Genomic DNA, 22,503 nt, shown 5'->3' with positions numbered 1-22,503 from the left:
GCATGGGTATCGATGCCCATGAACAGCGGGCCATCGATGCCTTGGCTCTTGCGGTACTCGCAGATCGCCTGACTGATCGCCAGGATGTGCCACTCGTTGAAGCTGCGCTCGAACGAGCTGCCGCGATGGCCGGAGGTGCCAAAGGCAACGCGTTGCGCCGACACGCTGGGGTCCGGCTTCAAGTCGACGTAGGCAGCCAATAGCTTGGGCACGTCGACGAGCATGGAGGCCGGCGCCGGCTGGCCCGCCAGCGCATGGATTTGCTGGCTCATGCGGCGCTTCCCGGCGTTTGACCGTCGCGCAGTTGGCGATAGCGACGGATCAAGGCATTGGTTGAGCTGTCATGGCTGAGCTTGGGCTCATCTTTGGCGGTGAGTTCGGCAATCGTGGTTTTCGCCAGCTGCTTGCCCAGTTCCACGCCCCATTGGTCGAACGAGTCGATATCCCAGATCACCCCCTGCACAAACACACTGTGCTCATACAGTGCGATCAAGGTGCCCAGGGCGTAGGGCGTGAGCTTGGAGGCGAGAAGGGTGCTGCTGGGTCGGTTGCCTTCAAACGTGCGGTGCGGCACCAGCGCTTCGGCGGTGCCTTCGGCACGGACTTCTTCGGCGCTCTTGCCAAAGGCCAGCGCCTCACCCTGGGCAATCAGGTTGGCCATCAACAAATCATGCTGGTCGCCGCCGTGCTGGGCGGGCAGGGGGTTCAGCGGCTGACCGAAACCGATGAAATCGCAGGGCACGATGCGGGTGCCTTGGTGAATCAGCTGATAAAACGAATGCTGACCGTTGGTGCCGGGTTCGCCCCAGTAGATCGGGCCGGTGGCGTAACCCACCTCGGAGCCGTCGAGCGTAACGTGCTTGCCATTGCTCTCCATGGTCAGCTGTTGCAAGTAAGCGGGAAAACGCTTGAGGTATTGCTCGTACGGCAGGACCGCCACGGTAGCGGCATCGAGAAAATTATTGTTCCAGATCGCCAGCAAGCCCATCAGCGCCGGCAGGTTTTTCTCTAGCGGGGTATGGCGAAAATGCTCATCCATGGCATGAAAGCCGGCCAGCATCTCGCGAAACCGCTCTGGTCCGATAGCCAGCACGGTCGACAGGCCGACCGAGGCATCCATCGAGTAGCGGCCGCCGACCCAATCCCAGAAACCGAACATGTGCGCGGTATCGATACCGAACTTGCCGACTTCTTCAGCATTGGTGGACACCGCGACAAAGTGCCTGGCGATGGCTTGCTCATCGCCCAGCGCCTGCAGGCACCAGGCGCGCGCGGCATGCGCGTTGGTCAGTGTTTCCAGCGTGGTGAAGGTTTTCGAGCAGACGATGAACAAAGTCTCGTCTGCATTCAGGTCGCGGGTGGCCTCGGCGAAGTCGGTGCCGTCGACGTTGGAGACAAAACGAAACGTCATATCGCGCTGGCTATAGTCGCGCAATGCTTCGTAGGCCATGACCGGGCCCAGGTCCGAGCCGCCGATGCCGATGCTGATGACGTTGCGGATGCGCTTGCCGGTATGGCCGGTCCAGGCGCCACCGCGCACCTCTTCGGCAAAGGCCACCATGCACATCCGGCACCACATTTTTGCCGTCGACCAGAATCGTTTGGTCGGCCGGGGCGCGTAGCGCCACATGCAGTACCGCGCGATGTTCGGTGGTGTTGATCTTGTCGCCGCTGAACATCGCCGCGATGTGCTGTTGCAAGCCACAGGCCTGGGCCAGTTCACCCAGCAGGCGCAGGGTGTCGGCGTTGACGCGCTGCTTGGAATAGTCCAGGTACAGGCCGACGCCTTCGGCGGTCAGCCGCTCGCCACGTTTGGGGTCGGCGGCGAACAGTTCGCGCAGATGCTGCTGGCCGACCTGGGAAAAGTGTTGTTGCAGTGCCTTCCACTGCGGCAGCGTGGTGAGATTGGGACGGCTCATCGTGCAATGGATCCTTGTGCCTTTGCGTTAAGCGCGGTCGACTTTTCAGCGATCCGCTGTAGTAATTGTTGCCATGATTTGACGAACGATTGCGCACCTTCGCGCTGCAACTGGGCCGGCAGTGCCTGGATATCCACCCCGGCCTCGGCAAGCTGTGCCAGTACATCGTCAGCGTTGCCGCCGTCGGTCGCCATGACCCCGTGCAGTTGACCGTGATCGGCGAACGCCTGCAAGGTCTTTTCCGGCATGGTATCGACAGTATCGGGAGCCGCCAGGGCGCTGATGTATAGCGTGTCGGCCGCGGCGGGGTCCTTGCTGCCGGTGCTGGCCCACAATAGCCGCTGGGGCTGGGCGCCCGCAGCAGCCAGCTTTTGCCAGCGCGGTGAGGCAAGCAAGCTGCGATAGGCGCGGTAGGTTTGCTGGCCCACGGCGATGCCGAGCCGGTTATGCCATGCGTCCGGCAGTTGCGCGTTGCCGGCAACATCCCAGCGGCTGATAAACAGCGATGCGACCGACGCCACGCGTGGATTCAGCCCGGCGGCAAGGCGCCGTTCGATCCCACGCAGATAGGCTTCGGCGGCGGCCAGATAATGCTCGCGGGAAAACAACAGGGTGATATTGATCGGAATGCCCAGGAAGATCGCTTCCTCAATCGCGGGAATGCCTTGTGGGGTGCCGGGGATTTTTACGAACAGGTTGTCGCGCCCGGCCTGCTGATGGATTTGTATGGCTGCGGCGATTGAGCCGTCGGTGTCCGCGGCAAGCAGCGGTGACACCTCCATCGAGACCCAGCCATCGATCCCCTCGGTGGCATCGAACACCGGGCGGAACAGGTCGGCGGCACGGCGCAGGTCTTCCAGGGCCAGCTCGATAAACAAGTGTTCGCCGTCGTGCCCGGCCAGGGTCTTGGCGTGGATGGCCGCGTCATAGGCATCGCTGCCGCCGATGGCCGCATCGAAGATGCTCGGGTTGGAGGTCAGCCCGGTAATCGAGTCTTCGGCGATATAGCGGGCCAGGGTGCCATCGTCGAGGAGTGCGCGCGTGATGTTGTCCAGCCACAGGCTTTGCCCGAGGTTATGCAGTTGCTGGGTCGCTTTCATGCTGGCTTCCTCCGCGTAGCTGGCTTTAACGGGCGGTCGTGGCGGTTGCTGTGGCCGCTAATAGAAAGTCTTCAAGCGTGCGCCCGCGCAGCTCGCCAATGTTGTTGATTTCAAGATCCGGTGCCGGTTCGATACCGGCGGGGGCCGCGGCGGCATAGTGGCCTTGGCGGACAAACACCGTGGTCAACTTGATGCCGAGGCTTTGTTTCATCTCGGCCAGCAGATTCGGCTTGTCGTCGACCATGACGTAATGCTGCGCCGGGTAGCGCTGCTGCATGGCCTCGAGCATGTGCTGTTTGTGCAGGTAGATCAGTACCTCGCCATGCAAGGCGTTCCAGAGGCCGGCGTGCTGGATCTTGCGTGGCTGAAACACCACATCGCCATCGGACAGAATCACCGGTTGCCCCAGCGTATGCAGGTGGCTGATTACCTCCAGCGCGTGCGGGTAGAGCCGGTCGGCGAACGGATACTCCAGCAGGTAGGCCGACATCTGCAGCAAGGCCGGATGGTTATCCAGCCCGCTGCGAAAACGTTGCAGCGCGGCCAGGTAATCGGCATAACCCCATTCGTCGCGCAGCTGGTTGTAGATGGCCCAGTAGCGCTCACGCTCGGCATGACCGAACGATTGCTCCAGCCGTGCGCTGAGGTCTTCGGCGAAACGGTCGTTATCGAGCAAGGTGTTGTCGACATCGAGCAGAAAAACGATTGGCTTGGTTTGTGCTGGACTCATCGGGCCTGAACTCATGGGGCTAGTACTCAACCTGTGTTTGCTTGTTGCGCAAATTTAATCCGGACTGACGCAACGTGGTCTTACCGAGGCTTGCTCAGGGGGCTTTACTCAGCGCGGATTACTCGCTTCGGCAACTGGGTCGTGCCAGCCTTGGCTGTCACTGACCAGGTCGGCGGCGGCAGCCGGCCCCCAACTGCCGGGCTCATACATGCTTACCGCGCCCTCGTGGGTCAGTACCTGATCGACCACGGCCCAGGCGGCCTCGACGCACTCATCGCTGCTGAAGAGGGAGTTGTCGCCGCGAATCGCATCGCCGAGCAGGCGCTCATAAGGCGATTTCTCCGGCTCCGAATGATGCCGGGCAACCAGCTCCACCGGCTCGCCCTGCATTTGTTCGCCGGGTTGCTTAACCCTGGCGCCCTCGGCGATGACCACCTCGGGGCTGAGCCGGAAGCGGAAATAGTTCGCTTGCGCCGGGCCGATCTCATCGAAGATCGGCAATGGCGGTGCTTTCATCTTCACCATGACCTCGGTGGTCGTGATGGGCAAGCTCTTGCCGGTGCGGATGTAGAACGGCACGCCTGCCCAGCGCCAGGTATCGATATACATGCACAGAGCAACAAAGGTTTCGACATTCGACTCGGCGGCGACGCCGTTGACCTCGCGATAACCGCGGAACTGCCCGCGCACGACCTGCTTGGGGTCGATTGGCCGCATGGCATGGAACAGTCGCAGTTTTTCCGCGCGCAAGGACTCGGGGTCATTGCCGATTGGCGAATCCATGGCCAGCAACGAGATCACTTGCAGCAGGTGGTTTTGCACCACGTCGCGAATGGCGCCGATATCGTCGTAGAAGGCGCCGCGTCCGGCCACGCCAAAGCTTTCAGCCATGGTGATCTGCACGCTGTCGACGTAGTTGCGATTCCACACCGGTTCGAGAAAGGTATTGGCGAAGCGGAAGTACAGCAGATTTTGTACCGCTTCTTTGCCGAGATAGTGGTCGATCCGGAAAATCGCCGGCTCGGCAAAGACCTCATGCAGCCGGCGGTTGAGCTGTTGCGAAGAGGCTAGGTCGCGACCGAAGGGTTTCTCTACCACCACTCGCGCGTCGTTAGCGCAGCCGGCTTGTTGCAGGCCCTTGGTGACGGTGCCGAACAGGCTCGGTGGAATCGCCAGATAGTGCAGCGGACGGGTGGCCGAACCCAGCATGGTTTTCAGCTGCTGAAACGTGGCCGGGTCGTTGTAGTCGCCATCAATGTATTGCAGCTGCGCGGCGAATCTTTCGAACGCCGCCTCATCGATACGGTTGCCTTGCTCTTTAGCCGCCTGCGCCAGGCTGTCATGGGCGCGCTGGCGTAATTGTTCCAGGGTCCAGCCGGAGTGAGCCACGCCGATGATCGGCAGGTCCAGACCGTCGTGGAGCACCATGGCTTGCAGCGCGGGAAAGATTTTTTTATAGGCCAGGTCGCCGGTGGCGCCGAAAAAGACCAAGGCATCCGAATGAGGTGTCGCCATAGCGATGGCTCTCTCCTGTATGACGGTAAGGTTGCGGCTGGCGGATGGCAAACGAGGGTCCGGCTAGTATGCACGCGCTTGGGTTAAGCCCGTGCATAGTGTGAGTACCTCATGTGGCACGCGGATGATTGAGCTCGACGTGGTGCTCGATGCCATCGTCCACCAGGGTGATGTAACCGTCTGCTTGGGCGACCCCATCCAGCCAGACGGTGTGCGTCGTGCCGGTGTCGCCGTGTTGGATGTTGATGCGGTACAAGGTGTTGCGATAGCGATAATTCAAGCTGAAATGATCCCAGCCCGTAGGCAGTACCGGCGCAAAATGCAGCCGTCCCGCGCGCAGTTGCAGGCCAAGCAACGACTCGGTGATCAGGCGATACATCCAGCCGGCCGAACCGGTGTACCAGCTCCAGCCGCCGCGGCCGGTATGCGGTGCGGCGGCGTAGACGTCGGCGCATACCACATAGGGCTCGACCTTGTAGATCTCCAGTCTGGCTGCGCTGTCGCTGTGACTGATCGGGTTGATCATGCGTAGCAGCTCCCAGGCGCGCGCGCTGTCACCGAGCTCGGCAAACGCCATCGTGGCCCAGACCGCGGCATGGGTATATTGGCCGCCATTTTCGCGCACGCCGGGGACATAGCCCTTGATATAGCCGGGGTCGAGGGTTGAGTGATCGAACGGCGGGTCGAGCAATTGCACCAGGCCGGCATCGCGGCGTACCAGGTGTTGATCGAGCGAGTTCATCGCCTGCTGCTGGCGCGCCGGGTCGCCTGCGCCGGACAACACCGACCAGCTCTGCGCGATCGAGTCGATGCGGCATTCCTCGTTGCTGCTTGAACCCAGCGGCGTGCCGTCGTCGAAATAGGCGCGGCGATACCACTCGCCATCCCAGCCATGCTGTTCCAGTGCGGTGCGGAGCTTGGCCACTTCGCCTTCGCAGCGCTGGGCAAAGGCCTGGTCGTCGTGCAGCCGGGCGACGTCGGCAAAGCGTGTCATCACTTCGCAGGAGAAGAAGCCCAGCCAGATACTTTCGCCACGGCCGGCCTCGCCGACCCGGTTCATGCCATCGTTCCAGTCGCCGCTACCCATCAAGGGCAGGCCATGCACACCGCGCGGCAAGCTGTGTTCTATCGCCCGCACGCAGTGCTGATAAAGCGTTTCGCGCAGCTTCGATGGCTGCGGCAGATCGTAATAGGACTCTTCGCTGGCTTGCAGTGGGCGGCCCTCGATATAGCCGACCATTTCATCCAGTACGCCGGTGTCGGCGGTTGCCAGCACATAGCGGCTGGTGGCCAGAGGCAGCCATAGATAGTCATCGGAGCAATGGGTGCGCACGCCGCGATCCATCGGTGGATGCCACCAGTGCTGCACATCGCCTTCGGGGAATTGATGCGCCGCGCACAACAGCAGATGTTCGCGCATGTTTTGCGGCGCGGCGTGGATCATCGCCATGGCATCTTGCAGCTGATCGCGGAAACCGATGGCGCCGCCGGATTGGTAATAGCCACTGCGTGCCCAGAAGCGGCAGGCGATGATTTGATACATCAGCCAGCCGTTGACCAGCAGATCGATGGTCGGATCAGGGGTTTTTACCTGCACGGTATCCAGCGTGCGATCCCAATAGGCGCGGGCTGCCTTCAAGGCATCGGCCGCCGGGCCGCTGCCGCGGAAACGCTGCACCAGCGAACTGGCGTCGGCGGTATTGCGCCCCAACCCAAGCCGGAACACCACCTCGCGTTGTTCGCCGTCGTCCAGCGCCACGGTTACTTGCAGGGCGGCACAGGGATCCAGCCCGGCACCAAGCCGGCCCGACAAATGGGTATGCCCCAGCTCGACCGGTGCGCGGGTGCTGCCGTTACGCCCCAGAAAGGTACTGCGGTCGCCGCTGATGCCACGGTCCGGATCATCCACATCGAAGAAGGCCACCCGTTCCGGAAACTCGGTGTTGTAAGCATTGCGGGCGAATAGCGCGCCGCTGGACGGGTCCGACTCGGTGATCACATGCATCGAGGTTTTCTCGCGCAGATCGCCCAGCAGCCATTCGACATAACCGGTGACGCTGAGCTGGCGCGGCTGGCCCGAATCATTGCGCAGCAGCAGGCGTGAAAATTTCACCGAGGCGTCCATGGCGACATAAACCCATAGCTCGGAGTAAATCCCGTCCTCGCTGTGCTCGAACACGCTGTAGCCAAAACCGTGGCGGGTGACGTAATCGCCTTTGCCGCGGCAAGGCAGGGGCGTGGGTGACCATAGCTGGCCGGTTTCTTCGTCGCGCAGATACAGCGCTTCGCCACTGCCATCGCTGACCGGATCGTTATGCCATGGCGTCAAGCGGAACTCATGGGCGTTCTCGCCCCAGCTATAGGCGCTACCGCTTTCCGAGATCACCGTGCCGAAACTGGCGTTGGTCAATATGTTGGCCCATGGGGCCGGCGTGGCTGCGCCAGGGGGCAGGGTGATCACATACTCGCGGCCGTCTGCGCTGAAGCCGCCATAAGGGTTTCTCAATTGCAGGGTATCGGCGCGCGACGGCATGGCCGAACCTGGAGCCGCTATCGTCAATGGTGTGTGCCGGGCACGATTGGTTTTGAGACGCGGCGTGGGTGTTTCCAGTCGGCGCCGGTTGACCTGTTCGGTCAGGCTGCCGCGCGTATCGGACAAGATGATTCGCGCACTCGCTTGCACCACCATGCGGTCTTCGCTGGAAAGCTGCTGCGCCGGCCGTACAAAAATACCGCCCGGGCGATCCAGCAAGCTGGCCTCACTGCCCGAGGCGATCAAGCCCATGATCTGGTCCTGCAATTCTTGCCGATAGCCGACTCGATCTTCGTTCCAGATCACCAAGTCGACGGCCAGGCCTTTCAGGCGCCAATACGCGTGCGCCTGTACCAGTTGACGCACTACTTCGATGCGCGCCGGGTCAGCGATTTGCAGCAGCACGATCGGCAGGTCGCCTGAGATCGCCTGACCCCACAGGCCCGATTGCCCGCGACGATTGCTTAAGAGAACGCCCGGCTCCGCCCGCAAACTCGCGTTCGGATAAATGATCGACGTGGCCATGTGCTCGTACAACTGGGCATCGACCAGGGTGGCATTGAGTTGCCGCAACATCACCTGGCTATGAGTCCAGGCCAGGTCGAACACGCGATCGGCGAGATGGCGGTCGCGGTATTTTTCGATCAGATGCAAGCAGTCCGCGCGGGTATCGCCCAGGCCGGTAACCATATCCACGGTGACCGATTGCTCCGGCTCCAGGCTGATCCGGCAGCGGATCGCTATGATCGGGTCGAGCACCGAGCCTTCGCTGTTGGACAGGCGCCGATGTTCGTGGTCCGGCGTACCCAACGCCTGAGGTTGCGCCACGCTGCGGCCACGACCGATAAAGCGCGAGCGATCGGTTTCATAGGAGATTTCGTCGATGTCCGCATCGTGCACGGCCAGCAGATGGCACATCCATGGCATGGTTTCGTCGTTGGAACTGGGCCGGCGACTGCACACGATGGCTTGCAGCGCGGGAATCAGTTCGGTCTGCACGAACAATTTGCTGAAGGCCGGGTGTGCGGTATCGGCCGCAGGCGATGCCAATACCACTTCGGCGTAGCTGGTCAGTTCGATCGTGCGCCGGGTGCGGCCGCGATTGGTGATGCGGGTACGCCGCAGTTCGATATCGTCCTCGGGGGAGACGACGATTTCGGTGTGCGTGTCGAAGTCGCGTTCACGCACGCGGAACTCGGCACGGGCATCGGAGAAAATCGCCTCGAACAGCTCGGTTTTCTTCAGCGTCGGCTGGTATGTGGTGGACCAGTAAGCGCCGCTGGCGACATCGCGTAGATAACAGAACATGCCCCAGTTATCGCATGTGATGTCCTCGCGCCACCGGGTTACGGCGAGGTCGCGGCAACGGCTGTAGCCGCCGCCGGCGCTGCTGACCATGACGTGGTAACGGCCGTTCGACAGCAGCTGCAGGGCAGGTTGCGGGCGATCCGGGTCGGTGAATACACGCAGGCGGGCTTCGGTCACGTGAGGGTTACCGGTCATTTCGGGGAAGAGGGATGCGTGCAGGTATTCCGAGGCGGTCTTCGGAACGCGTTCTTGCAGCAGCAGACTGGTAGCGCGAAATTGCGGATCGGATTCGAAGCGCCGTTGCATGGGCCGGTCATGCAGCGCGTAGTCCAGCGCCAGCAGGCTCATGCCCTGGTGGTGCACCATGAATGAGCGCACCAAGGCCGAATTTTGCCCTGGCGGCAATCGGGCCGGGGTGTAGTCGATGGCTTCGTACAGGCCAAAACGACCTTGCGCACCGGCTTCGGTCAGCCGTTGCAGATTGCGGGTAGCGGCGGCGGGCGCCACCATCATCGCCAGCACACAGGCGTAGGGGGCAATGACCAGGTCGTCGCCGAGCCCGCGCTTGAGGCCAAGGCCGGGCACGCCAAAGGCGCGGTATTGATAGGTGAAGTGTGCATCGAGCATGTTGTAGCCCGATTCGGAAACACCCCAGGGCACGCTGAGTTGATTGCCGTATTCGATTTGCCGGGCCACCGCGGCTTCACAGGTCTGTTCGAGCAGAGTGCCTTCATAGCTGGGCATGACCAGCATCGGCATCAGGTATTCGAACATTGAGCCCGACCAGGACAGCAGTACCGGTTCGCCGCCACTGGTGGTCAGCAATCGGCCCAGCGAGAACCAGTTATCTTGTGGCAGCTGGCCTTGGGCGATCGCCACGAAACTGACCAGTCGTGCCTCGGAGGCGAGCAAGTCGTAATAGCTGCTATCCAGTCGCCGTTCGTCTACGTTGTAGCCGATCGCGAGCAGGTCGCGTGCGTTGTCGTAGAGAAAGCGATAATCCATCAGGGCCAGGGCGCTGATCTGCTGCGCAAGCTCTTCTATCGCGTCGATACGCTCGCGTGCGCGTTGGCGTAGCGCATGCAGGTGCGCGTGAGTTTCGACTTCAGGCGGCCCGTTCGATAATTCGATTTGCGCCAGCTGACGCAAGGTGAGGTGCCCATCCATCTGCGCTGTCCCTGGCGGCAGGGGGGCGAGCTGAAACAGGTCCGCTTCATCACACAGTTCCTGGCACTGGCTGACCAGGGTGTCGAGCCAGAACTCAGCATCGCTGCCGGCTTCGGTGACGATATTAAGTGTCAGCGCGTGAGCATGATCGCGTTGCCGCTGCAGTAACGTCAGCGCTTCGGTGCTTGTTGATGGCGGCGACGCTAGCGCGTTCTGCAGGTCTTTTTGTAGCCGGTTCAAGGCGCTGGTACGGCTGTCGTCAAGCGCATCCCTGAGCGTGTCTACCGTGTCGAGCAGGCCTTGCAAGATGCGCGGTTGAAATACCGGCTCGTCGAGCAGGGCCAGCAGGCCGGGACGCAACGTCAGCAAATGCCCGGCCAGGTTGCCGCTGTCCACCGCCGAGACATAGAGCGGCGCCAGCGGTTGCAGCGTCAGCGTGTCGTACCAGTTGTAAAAGTGGCCGCGATGGCGCGGCAGGACGTTCATCGTCGATAGCGTTTTCGCGCTGCGATCGAGTAAGCGTCCGGCGCTGATAAAACCAAAATCGTAACTGGCCAGATTGGCCAGCAAGGCCATACCGATATTGGTCGGCGAGGTGCGATGAGCCAAGACCGGGCTGGGTTGTTCTTGCAGGTTGTCCGGCGGCAGCCAGTGATCGTCGGGCCCGACATAGGTATCGAAGAACGCCCAGGTTCGGCGTGCGAGCGTACGCAGAAATCGTAGCTGTATCGGTGTAGGGGCAAAGCTGCTGGGCTGGCGTGGCTTGCTCATCCACCAGGCGATCCATGGCGAGGCCAGCCACAGCAGCAATAGCGGCTCGGCCAGGATCAGCACCCATGGCCGCTGCAGTGCCAGCGTGATGGTGAGCATGACTGCCAACAACGGGCCGATCCACATCATGCGCAACAAGGCATGGATCGAGTTGCTGCTATGCCGTTCGACTTCGCTGGAGGTTTGCCACTGCAGCAAATGTCGCCGACTGGCGATCATGCGCCAAAGCGTGCGCACGATGGCATCGAGATGGTAAAGCGATTCATGCGGCAACCAGGCCAGGGCCAGGGCCATGCGCGCAAGATGCTGGCCGGTGGCGCGCAGGGCCGCGGGCAAATGTTGATCCAACTGCACTTCGCGTGGCTTCTGCAGCAGGTCCAGTACGGCCGACAGCATCGGTGGAATCAATACCATCGCCAACACGGCGACTGTCCACGAAAAGACCGGCGGCAACACCAGCCAACCAAAGATCAGCAGGATCAACAATGATGGCGACACCAGGCTGCGGCGCAGGTTGTCGAGAATCTTCCAGCGCGACAACGCCGTCAGCGCGTTCTTGCACCAGCCGTTATGCGCACTCGGCGCCCAGGGCAGCAGCCAGGGCAGTAACTGCCAGTCGCCGCGGATCCAGCGATGACGGCGCTTGACGTCGGCGCCATAGCGCGCCGGATATTCTTCGTACAGTTGAACATCGCTGATCAGCCCCGAGCGGGCATGACAGCCTTCGATCAAGTCGTGGCTGAGAATGCTGTTTTCAGGAAACAGACCTTCCAGCGTGAGCTCGAAGGCATCGACGTTGTAAATGCCTTTGCCGATGAACGAGCCCTCTCTGAACACGTCTTGATAGACGTCCGAAACCATTTGCGTATAGGGGTCGATACCCGCATCGCCGCCATAAAGCTTGGCGTAGCGTGAGCGCGAAGTGCTCGGCAGGCTGATGCCGACACGCGGCTGCAGAATCGCGTAACCGGAGATGACCCGCCGACGTTCGGGATCGTAGACGGCGCGATTGAGCGGGTGATCGATGGTGCCGATGAACTCATGCGCTGAATCACGCGGCAGCTGGGTATCGGTGTCCAAGGTGATGATGTATTTCACCGCAGGCAGGGTCGCCAGGTTGCCGACGATCAGCGCATAACGGTCGAAACCCTTGCCGCGCAGCAAATGGTTGAGGTCGGCCAGCTTTCCGCGCTTGCGCTCGTGGCCCATCCAGCACTGCTCGGTGGTATTCCATTGGCGCGAACGATGAAACAGAAAAAAACGGTCGGCGCCAGGGCCGGTATATTTTTTGTTGAGTGCTTCGATACGCCGTTGTGCAGCCTGTAACAACGCCTCATCTTCCGGCAGCGTTTCACTGATGGCGTCGGTGAAGTCGGTGAGTAGCGCAAAGTGCAGGTTGGGGTCTCGATTGGCCAGAAAGCGTACTTCCATGGCCTCGATCAGCCCGTCGATGTCCGGCTCGCTGGAAAACATGCTTGGAATGACCACCATCGTGCGGGCGTCCGCAGGGATGCCTTGCGAATAGTCCAGCCGAGGCAGCAGTCGTGGCGTAATGGTCAGCGTGAATAGCCAATTGAGCAAACTCAAGGCCAATTGACTGCTGAGCAGGGTCGCTGGGACGGCGACGGTTATCAGCAGCCACAGCGGCAGCCGATCATCAATGGCCACGCGCACCAGTGACCCGCTGAGCAAGCAGGTCAGCAGCGCCAGCAGGCTTAGATAGATCGGCAACGGCGCCTTGTCGAACAGTCTGCGTAGCCGGTCGGTCAGCGAGGGGCGTAGCGCTAATCGCCGCTCCAGCTGGCGGCGCCCTTTGTCCAGCAAATAAAAGCCGACGTGGCGATGCAGTGTGCTTGCAGCCACGGTGGTGTCCTCGCGGCACAGCGAGATCACCGCCTCGGCGACTTGTTGTTCGGTCAGGGTGTTGTTGCGTGCCAGCATCTCCACTTCGCGGCGATAGCGATCGCGGGTGGCGAAATCCATGGCGGGATAGACCCCTGCCGGATCTTCGCGCAGCTGTTGTTCGATGATGCTGGTGTGCTCGACGAAATCGCGCCAGTCGATCGCCGACAGTGCACGCAAGCTACCGATGCTGTTGCCGATGGATACCTGATCGGCGGCCTGTTGTTGGGCCTCCCATTGCACCAGATATTCGATGCTTTGGCCTGACTCAGACAGCCGTTGCTCGATCCAGCTCAGCGGCAGCGCCAGCGCCGGACTTTGCCCTTGCAGGCGGCGCGCCATTTCAGCGACGAAGGGGCCGGTCATGGGGGGATTGGATCGCGCCATATCGGCGACCACCAGCACCACATTCTTCGGGTCGCTTTCGGCAATGGCGATCATATTGTCGGCCCAGCGTGCCGCTTTGCCGCGGTAGCGCCAGTCGGCCATGACTCGTGCGGCGACCCGGCGCAGGTTCTCGATCAAGGCCAGTCGCAGCATGATCGGAATCGCCCACAGCTCACCGAGCTTGAGCGGGGTGACTGTTTGATAGGCACTGACGAAGCGGCTCAGGCTGGCGGTATCGACCCGGCCGTCGCCATGCGAAATGATTTCCAGCGCAATGTCGTAGACCCGCGGCAGCCCAGTCGACGGGCCGTGTTCCAGCCGTGGCAACTCGCGGCTATAACCTTGCGGTAAATGTCGCCGGGCACTGCGCACTTGCTCTTCGATCAGGTAGAAATTGTCCAGCAGCCACTCGCCCGCAGGAGTGACGCGGCGCTTATGCCGGGTTGCCGCGGTAAGCCCTTCGCAGGCATGGATCAACACCGCTTCATTGTCGGTCAGCCGCGCCAGCAGCAAGTTGCTGCTGGCGCGTGGACTCAGTCGATGCTGGCTGGCCAGTGACTGGCCGTGGCGCTCCATTTGATCGGCGCTGAACAGTTCCGAGCGTAGCGCAGGCTCTTGCTCGGGCTTTGTGCGTAAGGCAGCGCGACGGCGGCGAAATGCTTTCAAACGCCGCAGCTTGAGTAAATCGAGTGCGCTGCCAATCATTAAAACCAATTTTCCTTCAAGGGGGCATGGCAATCTGTCTAGAGGCGCGTGAAGCGCTGGCGATGAGCTTGTGTAGCCTTGATGAACCGGTCTGACTTAGAGGTAAATGTGAGCAGTTGGCTTGCTGTATTTGGCACAATTCATACCTGATTTTCGCCTTGAGCTGGCGTCCTGGCGCGTTGTGAAATCAAGCGCTTGCAGTAGCTCTGCACGACGGTTTCAGCATGTGCCGTGAGTCGAGAGGAGGAGCTTGGCTTCTACCATCACTCAGCTGATGCGTAGAGGCCGGGAGCGTCATAAATAAAGGGTAGGGGCATGACACAGCGGCGACCGGATCGAGGTCGTGACTACGTCGGCTATTGCCGAAGTGTTGTGTCGACACTACAGCAATATCGGCTCGATGCGCGGTATTTCTGTCACCAGTGCGTATCTGTACTACGACGCGGATATCGTGCACGCCTATACCGGCAGCGCGGTCAAGCTCGGCTCCCGTATGACCTGGTAACAGGCAGGGTGGCGGCCCGCTGGTGCCTCGCCGTTACCGAGGATGGCCGGGGCTTGTGCTTAAAATTCCGGTGGACAAATGGGGCTCTGGTGCCGTTTTTGCCACTAGACGACTGGTCTATTTTCGGGTAGAGTGCCACCCCATGAACGCTGCCGCCGCTCCTTCGGATATTCGCCAACACCTTTTGCTGACGGCCCAAAGAATCATGGGCGGCAAGGGGTTTTCCGCGGTAGGCCTCAATGAAATCCTGACGGCGGCAGGAGTGCCCAAGGGCTCTTTCTATCATTACTTCGATTCCAAAGAAGGTTTCGGCGAAGCCTTGCTCGAGGCTTATTTCGCCGATTACATGGAGCGTTTCGAGGCCTTGTTGACAAAGCCCGGCATGACCGCCGCCGAGCGCTTGCTGAGCTACTTTTCCTTCTGGCTGGAAACCCAGGCGAGCCACGACCCCGAAGGCAAATGCCTTGCGGTGAAACTCGGTGCCGAGGTCAGCGATCTTTCGGAAGCCATGCGCAGCGTGCTTGATCGCGGCACCCAGCAAATCGTCGAGCGTTTGGCCGCCTGTATCGAGGCTGCGGTGGCCGATGGTTCGCTGATCGGCGAACGGGATGCGCAAAGCATGGCGACGGCGCTGTATGAGCTGTGGCTGGGCGCCAGCCTGCTCGCCAAGATCACCCGCAGTCGCCGGCCATTGGTATCGGCGATGGCGACGACCCGACAATTTTTGTTCACTCCAGTCCACGCTTAACACGGCGGCATCACGCCGACTGCGCTTTTATTTCCGCGGTAAGTAGACGACTGGTCTATTTGAGGCTTGCGTATGCAGAACTTCGATTTCTACAACCCGACCAAGATTGTCTTTGGCACCGAGACCATTGCTCGGCTGAGTAAGCTGGTGCCGCCCGCCGCCCGCGTACTGCTGCTTTACGGCGGCTCCAGCGCGCAAAAAAACGGCACGCTCGACGAGGTCAGGGCAGCTCTGGGTGCGCGTGAAGTCCAAGACTTTGGCGGTATCGAACCCAACCCCACGTACGAAACGCTGATGCGTGCCGTTGAACAGATTCGCCGCGAGAAGCTCGACTTCTTGCTGGCGGTCGGCGGCGGCTCGGTGATCGACGGCACCAAATTCATCGCCGCCGCGGTGAATTTCGAAGGCGATCCGTGGAGCATCATGGAGTCGCACGGCCGGGTGGTGAAAAGTGCCTTGCCTTACGGCAGCGTATTGACCCTGCCAGCTACCGGCTCGGAGATGAATAATGGTGGCGTGGTGACGCGCAAGGCGACCATGTCCAAGCTGGCCTTCAGCAGTTCGCATGTGTATCCGCAGTTCTCGATTCTCGACCCCAGCAAAACCTTCAGCCTGCCGGTGCGCCAAGTGGCCAATGGTGTCGCGGACGCCTTTACGCATATCGTCGAGCAGTACCTGACCTATCCGGCAGACGGCATGGTGCAGGATCGTTTTGCCGAAGGACTGTTGCAGACCTTGATCGAGATCGGCCCGAAGGCGATTGCCGACCCCGAGGATTATGCGATTCGCGCCAATCTGATGTGGGTGGCTACCTTGGCACTGAATGGCTTGATCGGTGCCGGTGTGCCGCAAGACTGGGCGACGCACATGATCGGTCACGAACTTACCGCGCGTTACGGTATTGATCATGCGCGCACGCTGTCGATCATCTTGCCGTCGAACTTGCAGATCCGGCGCGAAAGCAAGCACGCCAAGCTGCTGCAATATGCCGAGCGTGTGTGGCATCTCAGCGAAGGCAGCGAAGAGGAGCGCATCGACGCGGCGATCGAAAAGACCCGCGCCTTTTTTGAAAGCCTGGAGATCAAGACCCGTCTGCGCGATTACGACATTGGCGCCGACGCGATCGACCTCCTGATCAATCAGCTGCAAGCCCATGGCATGACGCAGTTGGGCGAGCACAAGGATGTCACGCTCGCGGTCAGTCGCCGCGTACTCGAAGCCAGTCTTTAAGGATGCTCTGATCTATGAGGCGCAGGCGTCACCGTCGCTGTCTGCTCGCAGATCATTGGGGTGTTGGCGAAGGCAGTCTGGCTGGCTGTCGAGCCATCTCTCCGAAGAGATGCGGGCAGACAGCAACGGCCCCAACCTATGAAGGTCAGCTCGTGAACATTAATGCATGGGTGATGTCCAGAAGGCGCGCAGGCTGCGCCGCCCGACTTGCCAAGAGGGCACTCTTCCCGGCGCCGGGCAACTCAACCTGCGCGCCTTCTGCATATCATGCCATCTACGTCTCATAGGTCAGAACATCCTTAATGTCATCTCATCTAATCGGCCATCTAATGAGTGAAGCCCATGTCGAAGAATGAAGTCGTGAATCGCCAAATTGTCTTGAACGCACGCCCCGTCGGTATGCCGACCGCGGAAGATTTCCGCCTCGATCGCAGCGAAGTTCCACAGCCCGCCGATGGCCAGGTGCTGCTGCGGACGTTGTATCTGTCGCTGGACCCCTATATGCGTGGACGCATGAGCGATCGCCCCTCGTATGCGCCGGCAGTGGAGTTGAATGCGGTGATGGTTGGCGGCACGGTCAGCCGTGTCGAGGTGTCGCGGCATCCGAATTTCCAGGCCGGCGAGCTGGTGCTCAGCGAAAACGGCTGGCAGGATTACACGCTATCCGATGGCAGCGGCCTGGCCAAACTGGGCAGCAAGATCACCCATCCTTCGTACGCGCTAAGCATTTTGGGTATGCCGGGATTCACCGCGTACCACGGTCTGTTGACGATCGGCCAGCCCAAGCCCGGCGAAACCGTCGTGGTCGCCTCGGCCAGCGGTGCGGTGGGTTCGGTAGTCGGGCAAATCGCCAAGCTCAAAGGCTGCCGTATCGTAGGTATCGCCAGCGGTGAAGACAAATGCCGGTACGTGGTCGAGACGCTGGGTTTTGACGTCTGCATCGACCGCCGCGATCCTGCGTTTGCCGAGAAGCTCGCCGCGGCATGTCCCAAAGGCATCGATGTGTATTTCGAGAATGTCGGCGGCGCCGTCTTCGATGCCGTGTTGCCGTTGCTCAACATCGGTGCGCGCATACCGGTTTGCGGAATCATCGCCCACTACAACGACACCGCGCTGCCGCCGGGGCCGAACCGCCTGTCCTTGCTGACCTATGCGATCTTGACCAAGCGTCTCAAGATGCAGGGCTTCATCATCATGGATCACTACGGTGCGGAACACGCGAACTTCTTCCGCGAGATGAGTGGCTGGATCGGCGAGGGCAAGGTCACCATTCGCGAAGACATCGTCGATGACTTGGAGCAAGCGCCGGCGGCCTTGATCGGTCTGCTGGCCGGTGAGAATTTCGGCAAAGTGGTCGTGCGCGTTGCCGAGCATTGATGGTTCGTTCTGATCGTTTGTTGATTGATCCGATGCCGCCGCGATGCTTCGACGATGAAGCCGTGGCCGCATCCATCCCACAGGATAGCGAAGATGAAAATACTGATGGTTTTGACCTCGCACGATCAGCTGGGCAGCACCGGTGAAAAGACCGGCTTCTGGCTAGAGGAATTCGCCGCTCCTTACTATGTGTTCAAGGATGCCGGCGCGCAGATCACCCTGGCGTCGCCCAAAGGTGGGCAGCCGCCGCTCGACCCCAAGAGCAGCGATCCCGGCTCGCAGACCGAAGCCACTCGCCGCTTCGATGCCGATGCTGCGGCCAAGGCGGTTTTGGCCCATACGCAAAAGCTCGCCGCGATTTCTGCCAGTGACTATGACGCCGTGTTCTATCCGGGCGGCCATGGCCCGCTGTGGGATTTGGCTGAAGATGCGGCATCGATCGCGCTGATCGAAACCACCATCGCTGCGGGCAAACCGGTGGCGGCAGTGTGTCATGCGCCCGGTGTGCTGCGTCACGCCAAGGCCGCCAATGGCCAGCCGCTGGTGCAGGGCAAGGCGGTGACCGGTTTTACCAATAGCGAAGAGGCTGCCGTGGGCCTGACCAAGATCGTGCCGTTCCTGGTCGAAGACATGCTGACGCAGCACGGTGGCATCTACTCGAAGAGAGCGGATTGGCAATCCCATGTCGTTACCGATGGGCTGTTGATTACCGGGCAAAACCCCGCATCGTCGGAAGCGGCCGCGCACGCGCTGCTCAAACTAGTGGCCTGACATCAGCGACGTACCTGCCGATAGCTGGAAGGATTAAGCGCTCGGCAGCTGCGTCGTGCGAGTAGGATCCATGCGTCTTCGCCATGACGTTGGCGAAACGCGGCGGCTGGTCGCTCAGGCCAGCCTGTTACATGGCCTGTTTGCCGAAGCGATACTCGGCCAGCAGCCACAGCTTGCGCTGGTTCATGCTGAAGCTATTGGCGTGGTAGTCGCCGTATTGCAGTTCCAGGCTGAAGCGTGCATTGAGATTGGCGCGCACACCCGCGTCAACCTCATGGCCATAACGCGAGCCGGTTCCGCTCACCGGCTGAAACTGGTGCAACGTAAGCTGCCAGGTCAGCGTCTGCCACGGCAGTGCGCCATAGAGTCCGCCATAGCGATCGCGCAGGCCATGCGGCGGTATGCTGAAAACACCGACCCAGCCATCGAAACTGTGTCCCGACCCGTAAGCGATATTGAACGGGGTGCGGCCGTTTCCGCCCAGCGATTCCTCGCCTAGGCGCGCGGCGATTTCAGGCAGGCCGTAACCCAGCTCCAGCAAGTGATAGGGCAGGCTGAAACGTTGCGGGTTGTTGCTGTAGTTATCCTGATGGGCGGCCTCCACCGTCCAACTCAGTTGGGCCGGGCTGTCGTCTTGCAGCTTGGCGTGACCGCTCCAGCGCGCGCCAACGGTACGCACCGAATTCGCCGCAAGCGTACGGTTCTTGACGAAGTAGCCGTAGGCGCTCAATTGGCCTAGGGGCAATGCCTGATCCAGATGCAGCAGCTGCCCATTAAGCTTCCAGCGGCGCTGATGGATGTCAGGAAAGTCAGCGCCCACGGTACGGTTGACTTGATCGAGCCAGTCGTAGCTGAGGGTGGTGCCGGTTCCCAGCTTTAGGTAGCTGGTGACGCCATCGAAGGACTGCGGGTTTTGTCGCCATGCGTTGACGCTGAAGAACCGGTTGTTATCCAGGTGCAGATACTGCCGTCCCGCGCGAACGCCGACCTGGCCGTTGTCGTAACCCAGCCATGCACTGCTGAGTTCCGTCGAGGGCGGATCGGGCTCTGCGGGGTAGGGCGTGCGCCGCCCGGTGGTGTCGTTGTACTGCTTGCCGAACAGCGACCATACCCGGGTGCCTTCGGCATACACGGCAAGTTGCGGCGTCAATGCCCATAAATAGCCAAGCTGCAAGCGCAGTGTATGGGCGTGGCCAGTGTTGCCAAAAGCATCCGAGTGCAGGGTGCTGTCGCGATAGCGCAAGCCGATGTAGGGCGAGCTAGTGTAAGTGCTGTCATCTGCCTGACTCGTCTGAGATAGCAGCATGCCGACGGTGATGAAGGCATAGGTCAGACGTTTCATGATGATTTCTTATGGATGTATGGACGTCTTTTTTATTACGCTGTCACGGTTTCTTCAAAAGCACGATTTTTCATATCCTTATGCTCTTGGCTTCCGGGTAGCTGGCTCGGGTCTCGCCGCGGCGCGAGTCGGCCTATGAACCGTGGCCGGCTGCGGCGGTTCAAAAAGGGGCTTGCCGACGAGCTGTACGCAGCCTGCCTGTAGCTGAACGGAAGGGTTTGCCGCCGCGGGGAAGGTCAACGCCGTCGTGGACTATCCGTTTTTACGGTGCGTCCATCAGTCGGCTTGCGCAGCCGGTGGATGGAAGCGTGGGGACAACAAACGATGACATCGATGAGCTGCTATCCCTGGCCATGCAGGGGCCGGCGTACCTCGAATAGTGAGAGTTCTCAAGCGCTGTTCTTCTTATCAACCCGAAATTAAGGATTTAGCCATGCAGAACAAGTCGACATTTCGCCTCAGCTTGACCGCTTTCGCCATGCTTGCCGCGCTTGCCAGCGGTGCCGCCATGGCCCAGGCCGCGGCGCAAGATAATGTGCCTGGTCATCCTCGTGTCAACGAGGTCAACCAGCGCCTGGAAAACCAGCAAAACCGCATCCAGGCCGGTGTGGCCGATGGCCAGCTCAATGCCAAGCAGGCAGCGCGCGACGAAAAGCAGGACGCCAACATCGCACAGCGCGAAAGCGCCGATGAAGCCAAGCACGGCGGTCATCTGACCAAGGGTGAGCAGAAGCGTCTCAACGCGTCGGAAAACCAGGACAGCCGTCGCATTCACAGACAGCGGGCCAAAGCCAAGGCCAAGTAATCGGGCCGTGGCGGGTCGTTGATCGGCCCGCCATTTCACGCTGGGGTAGATGCGCCGGTGTCACCAGCCACAGCGGTTATATGCGCCGCGCGGTCACCTGGTCGACTATGCCGTGGTATGCACGCAGAGCAGTTGCCGCGCGGTGAAGTGTGATTCGCTCGGATAGCCAAAAGCGTTATTGATATAAGTCACCCCGTCGATCGTGACATGGCGGTTGACATGGCTGTGGCCGTAAACGTGAAAATGAGCTCCAAGTTGTCTCAGCTGTGTTTCAAGTACGCTCGTGCCCAGTACCGGATAGATCAGGCGATGTCGTTCCGGCACAAAGTCGGGCATCAAATCGATACGCGGTAAAAAGTGCGAAAAGCTAATCACGGTGGTCGCACCCTCGGCCTCCTGACACGGTGCGACCGCATTGCGCCCGGTGAATTCGCCGGTCACCGCGACGTCGTCATAGCCGCTGGGCCAGACGCAGGCGCGGTAATCCATCCAGACATTCTTCAAGGCGTCGCTGGGTTCGCCGAACGAGTAGTCGTACCAGCCCAGCAGCGGAACCAGGGCGAGGCCGCCGAGCCGCAGCGGAGTCATGCGAACGCCATGCTGCCCAGCCAACGCCTGCAGCGCATCGAGCTTGGCGAATGAATCGCGCATGCCGTCGCGGTTGACCCACAAATCATGATTGCCCGGAACATACATGACGTGCGCAAAGCGTCGCGCCAGCGCTTCGAAGCTCTCGGCGATGAGTTCCAGCGAATCGGACAGGTCGCCGGCCAGTATCAACACATCGTGACGGTAGTCGTGCAGCGACAACTGCTGCAGCCAGGCAAGATTGAGTGGATAGTCCACATGCAGATCCGATACGGCGAACACTCGCATAGCGCGCTTTTCTCATGAAGTTGCCGGCCAGGCCGGCGTGATCAATCGGTTGAATGATCACCGCTCAGACAGGTGGCGGTGACGACATATTCGTCGAAGACCACATAGCGTACCGAAATGCGGCTGTCGGCTTTCCATCGATCAGACCAATCGTGGGTCAAGCGAAATTGCAGGGTCTGCGCATCGGCATAAACCAGCTCAGCGGCATCGAACTCCTTGATCTGCCGGACCTGCGGATAAAGCGCCTTATACAGCGACTCTTTGCCCGAAAAGATAAGCAATAGCCGGGCTGTTACATCCAGTTCGCCGAGCTGCGTCAGCTCGGTAGGTTGCGCAATCATCGACTGAATATCCATCAACACCTTCAGCGCTACCCGTTGCTGTATGTCGATACCCAGCGCGTGGCAACGGGTTTGCGCGGCGGCCACCGCCATGGCGTAGTCGCCGCTATGGCTGATGCTGCCCAGCCACCCGTCCGGCCAGGCGGGCAGGCGGTCTTCTTTCATCGCCGGGTAGATATCGTGGGGATAGCCCGCCTTGCGCAACGCCGAGCAGGCGCAAAGCCGCCCGGTCAAATACTCGCGTTGACGCTTGCGCACAGCCCTATCCAGGCTTGCCGGAAGCGGCGGGCAGGCCAGCCCCTGCTGTTCGAGCACGCTCAACGCCTGGCACGACAATCCGGCCGCTCCGGGCAGGCCTAGTTGCTGGTGAAGTAAGGTGTCGCTGGACAGCGACGCCCACGGCGGAGCCGTTGTTGGCGGTGTGGCCGGGTCAGACATGAAGCACCTTGGCGATAACGGCGTATGCCGTGC

General features: G+C 60.9%; 13 protein-coding genes and 2 pseudogenes. 6 read left to right on the top strand and 9 right to left on the bottom strand.

Going from position 1 to position 22,503, the window contains the following annotated elements; all coding sequences use genetic code 11:
• From OUZ52_RS05630 to OUZ52_RS05605, 6 genes and pseudogenes are all read right to left on the bottom strand, one after another.
• A pseudogene (locus OUZ52_RS05630) lies at positions 1 to 272 on the bottom strand (alpha-D-glucose phosphate-specific phosphoglucomutase); the annotation flags it as partial.
• Positions 269 to 1,919: pseudogene (pgi, locus tag OUZ52_RS05625) on the bottom strand (glucose-6-phosphate isomerase). The pseudogenes pgi and OUZ52_RS05630, both read right to left, overlap by 4 nt.
• Complete coding sequence (gene tal, locus OUZ52_RS05620) at positions 1,916 to 3,019, bottom strand: transaldolase (RefSeq protein ID WP_266157362.1); 1,104 nt, start codon at positions 3,017 to 3,019, stop codon at positions 1,916 to 1,918. The pseudogene pgi and the gene tal overlap by 4 nt, the downstream one beginning before the upstream one ends.
• Positions 3,020 to 3,044: 25 nt before the next feature.
• Positions 3,045 to 3,749, bottom strand: a complete 705-nt coding sequence (locus OUZ52_RS05615; protein ID WP_266157360.1) for an HAD family hydrolase — start codon at positions 3,747 to 3,749, stop codon at positions 3,045 to 3,047.
• Between the two features lie 108 nt (positions 3,750 to 3,857).
• Positions 3,858 to 5,264, bottom strand: coding sequence for a glucose-6-phosphate dehydrogenase (gene zwf, locus OUZ52_RS05610; protein WP_266157359.1), 1,407 nt, complete (start codon positions 5,262 to 5,264; stop codon positions 3,858 to 3,860).
• Between the two features lie 109 nt (positions 5,265 to 5,373).
• On the bottom strand, positions 5,374 to 14,037 hold the full coding sequence (locus OUZ52_RS05605) for a glycoside hydrolase family 94 protein (RefSeq protein ID WP_266157358.1): 8,664 nt from the start codon (positions 14,035 to 14,037) through the stop codon (positions 5,374 to 5,376).
• Between the two features lie 343 nt (positions 14,038 to 14,380).
• Here OUZ52_RS05605 and OUZ52_RS05600 point away from each other — a divergent pair, with 343 nt between their 5' ends.
• The 5 genes from OUZ52_RS05600 to OUZ52_RS05580 all read left to right on the top strand — a co-directional run bounded on the left by OUZ52_RS05600 (position 14,381) and on the right by OUZ52_RS05580 (position 18,668).
• Positions 14,381 to 14,542, top strand: a complete 162-nt coding sequence (locus OUZ52_RS05600; protein ID WP_266157356.1) for a hypothetical protein — start codon at positions 14,381 to 14,383, stop codon at positions 14,540 to 14,542.
• Positions 14,543 to 14,684: 142 nt separating this feature from the next.
• Positions 14,685 to 15,290, top strand: coding sequence for a TetR/AcrR family transcriptional regulator (locus OUZ52_RS05595; protein WP_266157354.1), 606 nt, complete (start codon positions 14,685 to 14,687; stop codon positions 15,288 to 15,290).
• A 72-nt stretch (positions 15,291 to 15,362) separates the two neighbouring features.
• A complete protein-coding gene (locus tag OUZ52_RS05590; RefSeq protein ID WP_266157352.1) occupies positions 15,363 to 16,520 on the top strand; it encodes an iron-containing alcohol dehydrogenase in 1,158 nt (385 codons plus the stop codon).
• A gap of 342 nt (positions 16,521 to 16,862) precedes the next feature.
• On the top strand, positions 16,863 to 17,897 hold the full coding sequence (locus OUZ52_RS05585) for an NADP-dependent oxidoreductase (RefSeq protein ID WP_266157351.1): 1,035 nt from the start codon (positions 16,863 to 16,865) through the stop codon (positions 17,895 to 17,897).
• 93 nt (positions 17,898 to 17,990) lie between these two features.
• Entirely contained in the window at positions 17,991 to 18,668 is a 678-nt protein-coding gene (locus OUZ52_RS05580) for a type 1 glutamine amidotransferase domain-containing protein (RefSeq protein ID WP_266157350.1), read from the top strand.
• Positions 18,669 to 18,795: 127 nt separating this feature from the next.
• Here the strand turns inward: OUZ52_RS05580 and OUZ52_RS05575 are convergent, their stop codons facing one another.
• Positions 18,796 to 20,010, bottom strand: coding sequence for an alginate export family protein (locus OUZ52_RS05575; protein ID WP_266157349.1), 1,215 nt, complete (start codon positions 20,008 to 20,010; stop codon positions 18,796 to 18,798).
• A gap of 433 nt (positions 20,011 to 20,443) precedes the next feature.
• On the opposite strand from OUZ52_RS05575, the gene OUZ52_RS05570 reads away from it, so the two are divergent.
• The gene (locus OUZ52_RS05570; RefSeq protein WP_266157348.1) at positions 20,444 to 20,815 is read left to right on the top strand and encodes a hypothetical protein; all 372 of its coding nucleotides are present in this window, start codon (positions 20,444 to 20,446) and stop codon (positions 20,813 to 20,815) included.
• A gap of 105 nt (positions 20,816 to 20,920) precedes the next feature.
• Here the strand turns inward: OUZ52_RS05570 and OUZ52_RS05565 are convergent, their stop codons facing one another.
• Together OUZ52_RS05565 and OUZ52_RS05560 are read right to left on the bottom strand one after the other, a co-directional pair.
• Entirely contained in the window at positions 20,921 to 21,691 is a 771-nt protein-coding gene (locus tag OUZ52_RS05565; RefSeq protein WP_266157347.1) for a metallophosphoesterase, read from the bottom strand.
• Between the two features lie 41 nt (positions 21,692 to 21,732).
• A complete protein-coding gene (locus tag OUZ52_RS05560; protein WP_266157346.1) occupies positions 21,733 to 22,470 on the bottom strand; it encodes a 4'-phosphopantetheinyl transferase family protein in 738 nt (245 codons plus the stop codon).
• Between the last annotated feature and the right edge of the window lie 33 nt (positions 22,471 to 22,503).

This window comes from Dyella silvatica (assembly GCF_026283955.1).
Classification (GTDB): domain Bacteria; phylum Pseudomonadota; class Gammaproteobacteria; order Xanthomonadales; family Rhodanobacteraceae; genus Dyella_C; species Dyella_C silvatica.
This window is presented reverse-complemented; position numbering and strand designations above follow the sequence as displayed.